This window comes from Knoellia sp. p5-6-4 (assembly GCF_029222705.1).
Classification (GTDB): Bacteria; Actinomycetota; Actinomycetes; order Actinomycetales; family Dermatophilaceae; genus Pedococcus_A.
This window is the reverse complement of record NZ_JARGZF010000001.1, coordinates 1,541,156-1,553,900: the sequence shown is the minus strand read 5'-3', so window position 1 is coordinate 1,553,900 and position 12,745 is coordinate 1,541,156. Positions and strand designations below refer to the sequence as shown.

The 12,745-nt window shown below is 72.3% G+C and carries 14 protein-coding genes; 10 read left to right on the top strand and 4 right to left on the bottom strand.

The window, feature by feature from the left end:
* Window positions 1-18: 18 nt before the first annotated feature.
* From P2F65_RS07545 to P2F65_RS07535, 3 genes are read right to left on the bottom strand one after another with little or no spacing between them, the layout of a single operon-like run.
* Window positions 19-639 (bottom strand): hypothetical protein, encoded by a 621-nt coding sequence (locus P2F65_RS07545; protein ID WP_275805673.1) that lies wholly within the window; start codon window positions 637-639, stop codon window positions 19-21.
* 9 nt (window positions 640-648) lie between these two features.
* On the bottom strand, window positions 649-2,046 hold the full coding sequence (locus P2F65_RS07540; protein WP_275805671.1) for a HAMP domain-containing sensor histidine kinase: 1,398 nt from the start codon (window positions 2,044-2,046) through the stop codon (window positions 649-651).
* A complete protein-coding gene (locus P2F65_RS07535) occupies window positions 2,043-2,699 on the bottom strand; it encodes a response regulator transcription factor (RefSeq protein ID WP_275805669.1) in 657 nt (218 codons plus the stop codon). Before P2F65_RS07535 ends, P2F65_RS07540 begins: the two co-directional genes overlap by 4 nt.
* Before the next feature lie 72 nt (window positions 2,700-2,771).
* On the opposite strand from P2F65_RS07535, the gene P2F65_RS07530 reads away from it, so the two are divergent.
* Genes P2F65_RS07530 through P2F65_RS07520 form a run of 3 tightly spaced genes read left to right on the top strand, consistent with a single transcriptional unit; the run spans window position 2,772 to window position 5,757 of the window.
* Window positions 2,772-3,884, top strand: a complete 1,113-nt coding sequence (locus P2F65_RS07530; RefSeq protein ID WP_275805667.1) for a hypothetical protein — start codon at window positions 2,772-2,774, stop codon at window positions 3,882-3,884.
* Between the two features lie 36 nt (window positions 3,885-3,920).
* The gene (locus P2F65_RS07525; protein ID WP_275805664.1) at window positions 3,921-4,898 is read left to right on the top strand and encodes an ATP-binding cassette domain-containing protein; all 978 of its coding nucleotides are present in this window, start codon (window positions 3,921-3,923) and stop codon (window positions 4,896-4,898) included.
* Window positions 4,885-5,757 carry an ABC transporter permease gene (locus tag P2F65_RS07520; protein WP_275805662.1) on the top strand — a complete coding sequence of 291 codons (873 nt, stop codon included), beginning with the start codon at window positions 4,885-4,887 and terminating at the stop codon, window positions 5,755-5,757. The genes P2F65_RS07525 and P2F65_RS07520 overlap by 14 nt, the downstream gene beginning before the upstream one ends.
* Here the strand turns inward: P2F65_RS07520 and P2F65_RS07515 are convergent.
* Window positions 5,747-5,947, bottom strand: a complete 201-nt coding sequence (locus P2F65_RS07515) for a hypothetical protein (RefSeq protein ID WP_275805660.1) — start codon at window positions 5,945-5,947, stop codon at window positions 5,747-5,749. The genes P2F65_RS07520 and P2F65_RS07515 overlap by 11 nt on opposite strands.
* A gap of 241 nt (window positions 5,948-6,188) precedes the next feature.
* Here P2F65_RS07515 and P2F65_RS07510 point away from each other — a divergent pair, with 241 nt between their 5' ends.
* The 7 genes from P2F65_RS07510 (at window position 6,189) to P2F65_RS07480 (ending at window position 12,741) form a co-directional block, all read left to right on the top strand.
* The gene (locus P2F65_RS07510; protein WP_275805658.1) at window positions 6,189-7,016 is read left to right on the top strand and encodes an NAD(P)-dependent oxidoreductase; all 828 of its coding nucleotides are present in this window, start codon (window positions 6,189-6,191) and stop codon (window positions 7,014-7,016) included.
* A 104-nt stretch (window positions 7,017-7,120) separates the two neighbouring features.
* Window positions 7,121-8,764 carry an AMP-binding protein gene (locus tag P2F65_RS07505; protein ID WP_275805656.1) on the top strand — a complete coding sequence of 548 codons (1,644 nt, stop codon included), beginning with the start codon at window positions 7,121-7,123 and terminating at the stop codon, window positions 8,762-8,764.
* A gap of 130 nt (window positions 8,765-8,894) precedes the next feature.
* Complete coding sequence (locus P2F65_RS07500) at window positions 8,895-9,353, top strand: hypothetical protein (RefSeq protein ID WP_275805655.1); 459 nt, start codon at window positions 8,895-8,897, stop codon at window positions 9,351-9,353.
* Window positions 9,353-9,559 (top strand): hypothetical protein, encoded by a 207-nt coding sequence (locus P2F65_RS07495; protein ID WP_275805653.1) that lies wholly within the window; start codon window positions 9,353-9,355, stop codon window positions 9,557-9,559. The genes P2F65_RS07500 and P2F65_RS07495 overlap by 1 nt, the downstream gene beginning before the upstream one ends.
* Window positions 9,560-9,739: 180 nt before the next feature.
* Window positions 9,740-10,729 carry a pirin family protein gene (locus P2F65_RS07490; protein ID WP_275805651.1) on the top strand — a complete coding sequence of 330 codons (990 nt, stop codon included), beginning with the start codon at window positions 9,740-9,742 and terminating at the stop codon, window positions 10,727-10,729.
* 81 nt (window positions 10,730-10,810) lie between these two features.
* Entirely contained in the window at window positions 10,811-10,996 is a 186-nt protein-coding gene (locus tag P2F65_RS07485) for a hypothetical protein (RefSeq protein ID WP_275805649.1), read from the top strand.
* A 209-nt stretch (window positions 10,997-11,205) separates the two neighbouring features.
* Complete coding sequence (locus P2F65_RS07480; protein ID WP_275807329.1) at window positions 11,206-12,741, top strand: Re/Si-specific NAD(P)(+) transhydrogenase subunit alpha; 1,536 nt, start codon at window positions 11,206-11,208, stop codon at window positions 12,739-12,741.
* The last annotated feature ends 4 nt before the right edge of the window (window positions 12,742-12,745 follow it).

The window sequence follows — 12,745 nt, the reverse complement described above, 5'->3', positions numbered from 1 at the left end:
TGAGAAGGCGCGGCCTTCCTAGGGGGCGAGGTCCTCCACCGTGGTCACCACCGTGGTCACCGAGGGCTGCCGCGGGGTCGAGGAGAAGCCGAACCGCGTCGGAGGGTCGACGCGGGCCAGCACCCCCAGCGGCTCGCGGCCGAGGGTTCCACGGATCGAGCTGACGGCGTGCAGGTCGGTGGCGCCGTACCACTCGCGCCGGCCGGACCTCGCCTGGCCGCGGGTGCGCACGCCGCGCAGCACGCGGCGGGCGACCGGGTCGACGAGCGAGGCCCACCCGGTGCTCTCGGCGAGGGGACGGGGCACGGCGTGCAGGACCCAGCCGAGCGGCAGCCTCGGCCCGGTGGTGAGCTCCAGGAGCAGGTGGTCGGCGGCCACCCGCCAGCGGCCGTGGGCCAGCTCGACCGTCACGGGCACGGTGCGGACCTCGTCGAAGACGTAGGTGTCGGCGATGAACTCGGCCACCTCGCGGGAGGGTGCGTAGAGGACCCGGTGGCCGTCGGATCGCTCCAGCATGACGTCGGCGAAGGCTCCGAGGGGGGAGTCGGTCCACCGACCCACCACGACCCGGTTGCCGCTGGCGCTGCCCAGCCCCGCGATCTGTCCGTGGAACCTGTGACGATGCCGGTCGCCGCGCATGGCCCGAGACTAGGGCGCGCCGTCGGTGCCGGCTCGAGGGAGCCGCACCACGGCTCGCACACCGGGCCCGGCGTCTTCCAGCCGCACGGTGCCCCCCGCGCGGCGCACCAGCTCGCGCGTGATGGCCAGCCCCAGGCCGGTGCCCCCTGAGTCGCGGTCGCGTGCCTCGTCCAGGCGGGCGAACCGGTCGAAGACCCGCTCCCGCTCCCGCTCCGGTATGCCGTGCCCGTCGTCGGTGACGACCAGCTCGACGGCGGGGCCACACGCCGTGGCGCTCAGGTGCACGGCCGTGGCGGCATGGCGGACGGCGTTGTCGACGAGGTTGGCGACCGCGCGGAAGAGCTCGTCGCGTGCCCCCCGCACGACCAAGGGCCCCGCCGCCCCGGGCACGTGGGCAGTGGAGACGTGCACGGGAACCCGTGCCGCGGCATACCGACCGGCGACCTCGTCGAGCAGCAGGCGCACCTCGACGTCCTCCGCGGGCCTCGCCGTGCCCCGGTCGCCGGCCCGGGCCAGGACGAGCAGGTCCTCGACCAGCGCGCCCAGCCGCTGCACCTCCGGGAGCAGCTCGCCCGGCAGGTCGCCGCCGTCGCCCAGCCGTTCGGCCACCTCGAGCTGGGTGCGCATCGAGGCCAGCGGGCTGCGCAGCTCGTGCGCGGCGTCGGCGACGAACGCCCGCTGCCGGTCCTGCGCCCCGGCCAGCCGCTCGAGCATGCCGTTGAGGGTGGTCGCGAGGGCCGCCACCTCGTCGCGGGTCGGGGGCACCGTCAGCCGTTCGGCGGGCCCGTCCGCCCCCGCCCCACCGGAGCCGATGCGCTCGGCGCCCTCGCGGAGCTCCTCGACCGGTCGCAGGGCGGAGCCGGACACCCGCCACACGATCGCGGCCAGCGCGGCGAGCAGCAGGGGAAAGAAGACGAGCAGCAGCCGGCGGAGCAGACGCTGGCTGGTGTCGAGGTCGGCAGTCGGCAGGGCGACCACGACGGTGACGCGCTCGGCTGCCGGCCCCGCCTCGACTGCTGCGACCTGCAGCTCGCCGGACAGGCCGGTGCGACGGCCCGGCACGGTGAGGGACCGGCCGTCCGCGAGCCGTTCGAGCTCCTCGGCGCTGACGAGGGGCGTCAGGCGGTCCGCCAGGGGTGAGCCGGCGACCACGCGGTACTGGTCGTCCAGCACCTGCACCACCTGGGAGCCCGTCACCGGCAGGGACTCGGGCAGCCGCCGCGCATCGACGAGCGCCGCGACCTCGCGGGCCGTGCCCCGCGCCTCGCCCTCGACGGCACGGTTCAGGGCGGCGGTCATCACGGCATACAGCAGCACCCCGCCGGCGAGCAGGGCCACGGCCACCGCGGCAACACTCACCACGAGCAGCCGCGGGCGCAGTCCCAGACGGGACCAGCGGCCGGTCACGGCGCCAGCCGGTAGCCGACGCCGCGGACTGTCTCGATCCGGTCGCGGCCGAGCTTGCGGCGCAGGTAGCCGACGTAGACCTCGACGATGTTGGGGTCGGCCTCCTCGGGCGCGCCCCAGACGGCGTCGAGCACCGACTCCTTGCTGGCCACCGCCGGGTGCGCGCGCATCAGGTGCTCGAGCACCAGGAACTCGCGCCGGGACAGCGCCACCACCTCGCCGTCCAGCTCCACCCGGTGCGCGGCAGGGTCGAGGCTCACGGGGCCCACGCTCAGCTGCGACGGCCGCCGGGTCGGCTCGCGGCGCAGCAGCGCCCGCAGCCGCGCGAGCAGCACGACGAAGGAGAACGGCTTGGTGAGGTAGTCGTCGGCGCCGTAGTCGAGCCCGTCGGCCTCGTCGTACTCGCCGTCCTTGGCGGTCAGCATGAGGACCGGCACCCAGTTCTCCTCGGCCCGCAGGGTGCGCACCACGGTGTAGCCGGACATGCCGGGGAGCATCACGTCGAGCACCACCGCGTCGTAGGAGCCGAACCGCGCGGCCTCCAGCCCGGCTGGCCCGTCCGGGGCGACGTCGACCACGAAGCCCTCAGCCTCCAGTCCCCGGGCGAGGGCAGCGGCCATCCGGGCCTCGTCCTCCACCACGAGCAGTCGCACGTGCACACCATGACACGGGCGGGCGCGCCTGCTCTCAGGGTTGTCTCAGGGCCCACCCGTCACGATGACCCCATGAGCATGTTCACCGACCACCCGCGCGCCCGCTGGGCCGCTCCCGTCGCCGCGGTCGCGGCGGTGGCAGCGGGAACGCTCGTCACCAACCTCACCGCGAGCGCCGACCCCAGCCTCCCGCCGCGCACCGCGGCCCAGCTGCTCGCCGACGTGCAGCGGGCGCAGCTGGCCTACGTGTCGGGCACCGTGGTGCAGTCCGCCGACCTCGGCCTGCCGGACCTGTCGGCCCTCGGCGGGTCGGGCGGGGGCTCGGCGTCCTTGGAGTCCGTGGTCACGGGCACTCACACCTGGCGGGTCTGGTACGGCGGCGAGAAGCAGCAGCGACTCGCACTGGTCGGCAGCCTCGGCGAGTCCGACATCATCCGCAACGGCCGCGACCTGTGGCTGTGGTCGAGCGACGAGAAGACGGCCGTGCACTACACGCTGCCCGAGCACGGGGATGAGACCGGCGGCAAGGCCGCGCCCGTCCCCGACGCGACCGACCTGCCCAAGACGCCCGAGGAGGCCGCCGAGCGGGCGCTCGCCGCGCTCGACCCGACCACCGAGGTGACCACCTCCGGGTCGGCCGTGGTCGCCGGCCGGGACGCCTACGAGCTCGTGCTCAAGCCGCGCAACTCCGGCTCGCTCGTCGCCTCGGTGCGGATCTCGGTCGACGCCGAGCGGCACATCCCGCTGCGCGTGCAGGCCTACTCGACCAAGCTCGCCAACCCCGCCTTCGAGGTCGGCTTCACGAGCATCGACTTCGGCCGACCCGACGCGCGGCAGTTCGCCTTCAACCCGCCCCCGGGCACGACGGTCACCGAGAAGGACGCCCGCACCAAGGCCGACCGCGACACGTCCGGGCGGCCGGATGCCGCCGCGGCGCCGAAGGTCGTCGGCACCGGGTGGGGTGCGGTGGCGGTGGGCTCGCTGCCCCCGGGTGCGCTGGCCTCCGGCGAGGGTGGCCAGCAGGCGCAGACGATGCTGCAGTCGCTCCCGCGCGTTTCCGGCGACTGGGGCAGCGGCCGGCTGCTCGGTGGCACGCTGTTCTCGGCGGTACTCACCGACGACGGTCGCTACGCGGTCGGCGCGGTGAAGCCCGAGAGCCTGTATGCCGCGCTCGCGGCGAAGTGACCACGGTCCGGCTGACGACGACGTGCGGGGGGTGTTATGACGGGGGACGTGGTTGCCTCCCGCCCGGCGGTGGACGCCGGGCCTGACGAGCTGGCGGTCCACACCGACGGGCTGACCAAGCGCTTCGGCCAGCAGCTGGCGGTGGACGGCATCGGGCTGGCGGTGCCGCGGGGCGCCGTCTACGGGTTCCTCGGCCCGAACGGGTCGGGCAAGACCACCACCATCCGGATGCTGCTGGGGCTGGTCGAGCCCACGGCCGGCCACCGCAGCCTGCTCGGGCTGCCGCTGCCGCACCGGGCGGGCGAGGCACTGCCCAGGGTCGGCTCCCTCGTGGAGGGCCCGGCCTTCCACCCCTACCTGTCGGGACGTTCGAACCTGGCCCGTCTCGACGCCGCCGACGCGATGGCCGACCCGCGCACCGCCGCCCGCCGGATCGACGCGGCGCTCGACCGGGTGGGGCTGCTCGCCGCGGCGAGGAAGCGCTACCGGGCGTACTCGCTCGGCATGCGGCAGCGGCTGGCCATCGCGGCCGCCCTGCTCGCGCCCCGCGACCTGCTCGTCCTCGACGAGCCCACCAACGGCCTCGACCCGCAGGGCACCCGTGAGGTGCGCTCCCTGATCGGGTCGCTGGCCTCCGACGGCACCACGGTGCTCGTGTCGAGTCACCTGTTGGCCGAGGTCGAGCAGATCTGCTCGCACCTCGGCGTGATGCGCGAGGGCCGGCTGGTCGCGCAGGGCACCGTCTCCGAGGTGCGCGGCTCCGGCCCGACGCTCGTGCGGGTGCAGACCCGCCAGCCTGATGCGGCGGCCGCCGTGCTGCGCGAGCTCGGGGTGGAGCAGGTGGGCACGTCGGGTGGCGAGGTGCACGGCACGCCCGGTGCCCTGGAGCCGGAGAAGATCGTCGCCGCCCTGGTGCACGCCGGCGTCGGCGTGCAGGGGTTCTCGGTGGCGGTCACCAGCCTGGAGGACCTGTTCGTCGCCCTGACGGGGGAGGGCTTCGATGTCAGCGGCTGAGCTGGGGGCTGGCGCCCCTGCGGTCTCGACGGAGAGGGTGCGGCGGCGCTGGTCGACGCGGTTCCTGCGCTCGGAGCTGCGGCTCATCGCGGGTCGGCGGCGCAACCAGATGGGACTGCTCGTGCTGGCGGCGGTGCCGATCATCATGGCCATCGCCGTGAAGGTCTCTCAGCCCGAGCCGGGCCGCGGCCCGGACTTCCTGTCGTCGATCACCTCCAACGGGCTCTTCGTGCCGCTGGCCGCCCTCGGCGTGGAGATCGGCATGTTCCTGCCGCTGGCCATCGCCATGCTGTCCGGCGATGCCGTGGCCGGTGAGGCCAACCTCGGCACGCTGCGCTACCTGCTCACCGTGCCGGTGAACCGCACCCGGCTCCTGGCCGTGAAGTACCTGTCGCTCTGCATCGGCGCGCTGTGGGGGGTGACCGCGGTGGCGGTGCCCGGTGCCGTCATCGGCATCGCGCTGTTCGGCACCGGCGACCTCACCACGCTGTCCGGGTCGCAGATCTCCTTCGGGTCCGCGGTCTGGCGGCTCGTGCTCGTCATGCTCTACCTCGCCGCCGGCCTGGCCGGGCTGGCGGCCGTGGGGCTGTTCATCTCGACCCTGACCGAGCAGCCCATCGCTGCCTCGATCGCCCTGCTGATCTTCACGATCCTCTCGTGGATCCTCGACGCCGTGCCGCAGCTCGGGTGGCTTCACCCGTGGCTGATCGTGCACGAGTGGCTCGCGTTCGGTGACCTGCTGCGCGACCCGATCGCCTGGGAGAACGTGCTGCGCGGCCTGTTCGTCGATGGCCTGTATGCAGTGGTGTTCTGGCTGGCGGCCTGGGCCCGGTTCTCCTCCAAGGACATCACCAGCTGAGGCGGCGACCTAGGGGGTGTCGCAGGGCGCCCTCCAGCCGGTCGAGGAACCAGACCCCGTCGCTGCCCTGGAGGAACACGTCCCCGAAGGGCGAGGTGAACAGCGGCGTCTTTCCCTCCAGCCCGACCCATGCCCAGGACTCGAGGGCGGTGCTCAGCGTGTCGCCGTCGAAGCGACGAATGGCCTCCATGGGTGGGAGTCAACCATGGAGGCGGCGACGACCCGGGTCATCCCCTCCCGCCGGCCAACCGGTGCCCCGCTGGTCAGGGCACGGGTCAGCCGACGAGTGCCACCCGCGGGCCGGCTCACAGACCCGGTGCCGGTCACCCCGACCCCGTGCTCCGCGCCGGTGCCGGGCAAGGGCAGGTGGTGACCGGGGACACGACAGCAGGCGGTTCCCCTGGCTACCCCTCGGTAACTAAGGTGCCCGCATGACGACGCTGAGCGGGAAGACGATCCTCATGTCCGGCGGGAGCCGCGGCATCGGCCTGGCCATCGCGCTGAGGGCGGCGGCCGATGGGGCCAACGTCGCCCTCATCGCCAAGACCGACCGGCCTGACCCGCGCCTGCAGGGCACCATCCACACCGCGGCGGCGGAGATCGAGGCAGCCGGCGGCCAGGCGCTGCCCATCGTGGGCGACGTCCGCGACGACGCCACCATCGAGCGGGCGGTGGAGGAGACGGTCGAGAGGTTCCACGGCATCGACATCGTCGTCAACAACGCCAGCGTGCTGAACCTGTCGGGCACCTCGGCCCTCGAGCCGAAGCGCTACGACCTCATGCAGGACGTCAACGTGCGCGGCACCTTCATGCTGACCCGGGCCGCCATCCCCCACCTGGTGCAGGCCGAGGACCCCAAGGTGCTCACCCTGAGCCCGCCGATCAACCTCGACCCCCGCTGGTTCGGCACCCACCCGGCCTACACCATGGCCAAGTACGGCATGACTATGGCGGCGCTCGGGTTCGCCCACGAGCTCGCCGACCTCGGCATCGCCTCGACCGCGCTCTGGCCGGCCACCCTCATCGCCACCGACGCGATCGGCAACCTGCCCGGTGGTGCGCAGATGATCGCCGTCTCCCGCAAGCCCGACATCGTGGCCGACGCGGCCTACGAGGTCCTCACCACTACCGGCCAGGAGCTCAACGGCAAGACGCTCATCGACGAGCAGCTGCTGCGCGAGCGCGGCGTGAGCGACTTCGCGCCCTACTCCATGACGGGCAGGGACGAGGGCCTGGCTCCCGACATCTTCCTCGGCTGAGCCGACCGGTCGTCGCTGCAGCGGACCGCTGGCCGATCCGGGCTTGTGGGCCGCTGGTGGCGGCGGTGGGATGGCGGCAGCGACCAGCGACCCAGGAGGCCACGATGACCGCCGACACCCACCCCGCCGGGCTCTCCCACACGGCCGGCAGGACCGACATCCCGCTGCTCGAGCAGACGATCCCCGACAACCTCGACGCCACGGTGGCGCGGTTCGCCGACCGGGAGGCACTGGTCGACGTCCAGGACGGTGTGCGCTGGACCTACCGCGAGTTCTCCGACCGCACCGTCGAGCTCGCCCGCGCCCTGCTCGCCGCCGGGGTGCGCACGGGCGACCGGGTCGGCATCTGGGCGCCGAACTGTGCCGAATGGACACTGACCCAGTACGCCACCGCCCGCATCGGGGCGGTCCTGGTCAACATCAACCCCAGCTACCGCACCCACGAGCTCGAGTTCGTGCTGAAGCAAGCGGGCATCTCGCTGCTGGTGTCGGCGGCGCAGTTCAAGTCCTCGAACTACGCCCAGATGGTCGAGGAGGTCCGCGGCGACTGCCCGGACCTGCGCGAGGTGGTGCTGATCGGCACGGACTCGTGGGAGGCGCTGCTGGCGCGGGCGGCGGAGGTCCCGGCCGAGGAGGTCTCCCGCGTGCAGGCCGGGCTCGACCGGCACGACCCGATCAACATCCAGTACACGTCGGGCACCACCGGCTTCCCCAAGGGCGCGACCCTCAGCCACCGCAACATCCTCAACAACGGCTTTTTCGTCGGCGAGCTGTGCCGCTACACCGAGGAGGACCGCATCTGCATCCCGGTGCCCTTCTACCACTGCTTCGGCATGGTGATGGGCAACCTCGCGGCCACCACCCACGGCGCGTGCATGGTCATCCCCGCCCCCGGTTTCGACCCGGCAGCGACCCTGAAGGCCACCCAGGACGAGCGGTGCACCTCCCTCTACGGGGTGCCGACGATGTTCATCGCCGAGTGGGCCCTCCCCGACTTCGACAGCTACGACCTCTCCACCGTGCGCACGGGCATCATGGCCGGATCTCCCTGCCCGGCCGAGATGATGAAGAAACTCATCGCAGCGGGCATCGAGGAGATGACCATCTGCTACGGCATGACCGAGACCTCGCCGGTGTCGACCCAGACCCGCACCGATGACACCTTCGAGCGCAAGGTCGGCACGGTCGGCGCGGTCGGCCCCCACCTCGAGATCAAGGTCGTCGACCCGCTCACCGGCGAGACGCTGCCGCGGGGGCAGGCCGGCGAGTTCTGCACCAAGGGCTACTCGGTGATGCTCGGCTACTGGAACCAGCCCGACAAGACCGACGAGGTGCTGCAGGACGGCTGGATGCACACCGGCGACCTCGCCGTGATGGACGAGCACGGCTACGTGCAGATCACCGGCCGCATCAAGGACATGGTCATCCGCGGTGGCGAGAACATCTACCCGCGCGAGATCGAGGAGTTCCTCTACACCCACCCCGACGTCCTCGACGCGCAGGTCATCGGGGTGCCGGACGCGAAGTACGGCGAGGAGCTGTGCGCCTGGATCCGGATGAAGGAGGGCGCCGAGCCGCTGACGGCCGAGAGGGTGCGCGAGTTCGCCACCGGCAAGCTGGCGCACTACAAGATCCCGCGCTACGTCCAGATCGTCGACGAGTTCCCCATGACCGTCACGGGGAAGGTGCGCAAGGTCGAGATGCGCGAGAAGTCGGTGGCCGCGCTGGGCCTGTCGGGACAGGGCTGAGGTGGGGCCAGCCTGAGGCGCGCGCGGGCGCTGACCTGCGCGGATGCCGCCCACGAGTCGCGCTTCGCGCCGGGCGGGCCTACGTTGGCAGTGCCGGTGACCCCGGTGCCGACGACCTCAGGAGGGTTCAATGGAAGGCAGCAACATTCTCTGGATCGTGCTCGTGGTGGTGGTCGTCCTCGTCGCCGCGGCACTGCTCATGAAGACGTCGAGCAAGCGTCGGGCCGAAGTGCACCGCGACCAGGCCGAGCAGATCCGCCGGGAGGCGCAGGAGCACGACCGCGAGGTGCGCGAGCGCGAGGCGCGAGCCGAGGAGGCCGAGGCCCAGGCGCGCAAGGCCCGCGCCGAGGCCGAGCAGCGTGCGGCCGAGGCCAAGCGGCTCGAGGCCGAGGCGGAGCGCAGTGGCGAGCACGCCGACGCCATCCGGACCGAGCGCGACGAGCAGCTGCGCAAGGCGGACGCACGTGACCCCGACGTGCGCACCGACAAGGAGGGCTACCGGGTCGACGAGGACGGCAACCGCCTCGACGAGCAGGGCAGCGGGCTCGACGAGTCCGGCGGCCGGGTCCAGCACCGAGACGGTGCCTGATGGGCGGCAACGCGATCTGGTGGATCATCGGCGGCCTCCTCGTCCTGGCGCTGCTGTGGTTCCTCTTCAGCCGACTGGCCACCAGCGACCGGAGCGCCGGGCGGGCGCCCGCTGAGCGGAGCGGACCGGCTGGCGCCGCCTGGCCCCAGCAGCACCCGGACGCCGGCGACGACGTCGACGAGGGGGGAACCGCCCCCCGCCCCTGATCCCTGGGCGACCACGTGGTTCGACGTATGCCGGGAGCGCACCGGAGGCCGGATACTGGCCTTCTGGTGCGCTTTCGGCATCCGTGCTCCCACCACCTCAGGTGGTCGGGAATGGAGGTGGGCGGAAGTGCGTTGGGATAGGTAGTTGAAACATGAACTACCATGTGCCGAGGAGTCGAGATGCCTGCTGTGACCGTCCCCGACCTGACCGTGCTGCCCCGCGTGCCGGCCGTCACGCCTGTTGCCCGCCAACGGGCAGTGCGGTCGATCACGACTGCTCCCGGCGGCCTCGAGGGTGAGGGCTTCCCGGTCAAGCGCGCCTTCGCCGGCGTCGACCTGCGTGACCTCGACCCGTTCATCCACATGGACGAGATGGGTGAGGTCGAGTACGCCCCCGGTGAGCCGAAGGGCACGCCGTGGCACCCGCACCGCGGCTTCGAGACCGTCACCTACATCATCGACGGCATCTTCGACCACCACGACTCCTTCGGTGGGGGCGGCACCATCACCAACGGCGACACCCAGTGGATGACTGCCGGCGCCGGCATCCTCCACATCGAGGCGCCGCCGGAGCACCTGGTCGTCTCCGGCGGCCTGTTCCACGGCTTCCAGCTCTGGGTGAACCTCCCGCGCACCGACAAGCTCAAGCCCCCGGCGTACCAGGACCTGCGCTCGAGCGAGGTCGGTCTGCTCACCTCCGCCGACGGCGGCTCCCTTCTGCGCGTCATCGCCGGCGAGGTGGGCGGCGTCGCCGGACCGGGCTCCACCCACACGCCGATGGCCATGGTCCACGCGACCATCGCCCCGGGCGGCTCCCTCGAGCTGCCCTGGCGGCCCGACTTCAACGCGCTGGTCTACGCCATGAGCGGCGACGGCTTCGTGGGTCCGACCCAGTCGCCCCTCGGCACCGGTCAGCTCGCGGTGCTCGGCCCCGGGGATGCGCTGCGACTCTCGGCCGCGCAGCAGCAGCAGGCCCGCTACTCCGACGGCCTCGACGTCGTGATCCTCGGCGGGCGCCCGATCCGGGAACCCGTGGCCTGGGCCGGCCCGTTCGTCATGAACACCAGGGCCGAGGTCGTCCAGGCCTTCGAGGACTACCAGGCGGGACGCCTCGGTCAGCCCGGCCACACGATCCCGCACGGCACCCAGGGCGGCGTCCTGGACGCCTGAGACGAGCGTCTCGCCCACTCGAGTTGGGCGCCCGTGAAAGAATCGATACGCTGCGTAGCGTTATCGAGAAAGGTGGAGACCGTGACCCGGAACCTGACCCGCACCCGTGCCAGGGCGATCGCCCTCGAGCCCGGCCGTTACCCGAACGACTACCTGCACTCCGACCGCCCGTACGAGCAGACCCAGGGCGACATCGGCGGCAGCCTCTTCCTCGGCGCGATCACGCTCATCGCGCTCATGGCCCTCATCGTCACCGGCCTGGTCTGAGCACCCGGTCGACGCAGGCTCGCGCCAGCGCCCCCGTCGCCGGCCCCTCCAGCGCCTGACGCCGGACGTCGCCATCCGGGACCGTGGTCCTGAACCCGGCGACGCGCGGCGCGACCGTCGTCACAATTCAGGCACCGGGACGGCGGCTACCCCCTAGGTTGGCGTCCGCAAGGGCTTTCCTGCTGTGACGTCTCGTGACGGGAGCAACCGTGCGCATTGGTGTGCCGAAGGAGTCCAGGCCCGGGGAGACCCGGGTCGCCGCCACGCCCAAGACCGTGGGCCAGCTCATCGGCCTCGGCTACGAGGTGGTCGTCGAGGCCGGGGCGGGCCAGCGCTCGAGCTTCAGCGACGTGGCCTTCCAAGAGGCCGGCGCCGCCGTGGGTGGAACCGACGAGGCGTGGGACAGCGATGTCGTCATCAAGGTCAACGCGCCCGCCGACAACGAGATCGCGCGGCTGCGGCCGGGCGCGGTGCTCGCCTGCCTGCTCGCCCCCGCACTGAACCCCGAACTCGTCGACCGGTTGGCCGCGCAGGGCGTCACGGCCCTGGCCATGGACGCCGTGCCCCGCATCTCCCGCGCCCAGGCCCTCGACGTGCTCAGCTCGATGGCCAACATCGGCGGTTACCGCGCGGTCGTCGAGGCGGCCCACGAGTTCGGCAGCCTCTTCACCGGCCAGGTGACGGCCGCCGGCAAGGTGCCACCCGCCAAGGTGCTCGTCATCGGCGCCGGTGTCGCCGGGCTCGCCGCGATCGGCACCGCCAACAGCCTCGGCGCCATCGTGCGGGCCTTCGACGCCCGCCCCGAGGTGGCCGAGCAGGTCGAGTCGATGGGGGCCGAGTTCCTGCGCATCGAGGGTCTCGATCAGGAGGGCCCGAGCGCCACCGGTTACGCCAAGGAGATGGGCGAGGACTTCAACCGCCGGGCCGCCGAGCTCTACGCCGAGCAGGCCAGGGATGTCGACATCATCATCACGACCGCCCTCATCCCCGGGAAGCCCGCGCCGCGCCTCATCAGCAAGGAGATGGTCGCCTCGATGCGCCCGGGTTCGGTCATCGTCGACATGGCGGCGGCCAACGGGGGCAACGTCGAGGGCACCGTCGCCGACCAGCTCGTGGTCACCGACAACCAGGTGCGCATCATCGGCTACACCGACCTGCCCGGACGCCTGCCCACCCAGGCCTCGCAGCTCTACGGCACCAACCTGGTCAACCTGCTCAAGCTGCTGACGCCGGAGAAGGACGGCAAGGCGGTCGTCGACTTCGACGACGTGGTGCAGCGGGGCATGACCGTATGCCGTGACGGCCAGTCGACGTGGCCCCCGCCTCCGGTGGCGGTCAGCGCCGCGCCCGCGGCAGCCCCCCTCGCCGAGAAGCCGGCACCGCCCCCGCCGAAGGTGCGGGACCCGCGGCGGAAGTACGCGCTCATGGGTCTGGCCGCGGTCGTCTTCGGGCTCGTCGCGGCCTGGTCGCCGGCGACGTTCCTCGGCCACTTCACGGTGTTCGCGCTCGCCGTGATCGTCGGGTTCTACGTCATCAGCAACGTCGCCCACGCGCTGCACACGCCGCTGATGTCGGAGACCAACGCGATCAGCGGCATCATCCTCGTCGGCGCCCTGCTGCAGATCGGCAGCGAGGACCCGGTGGTGCGCACGCTGGCGTTCGTCGCCACCGTCATCGCCAGCATCAACATCTTCGGCGGGTTCGCGGTGACCAACCGCATGCTCCAGATGTTCCGGAAGGACTGAGGCG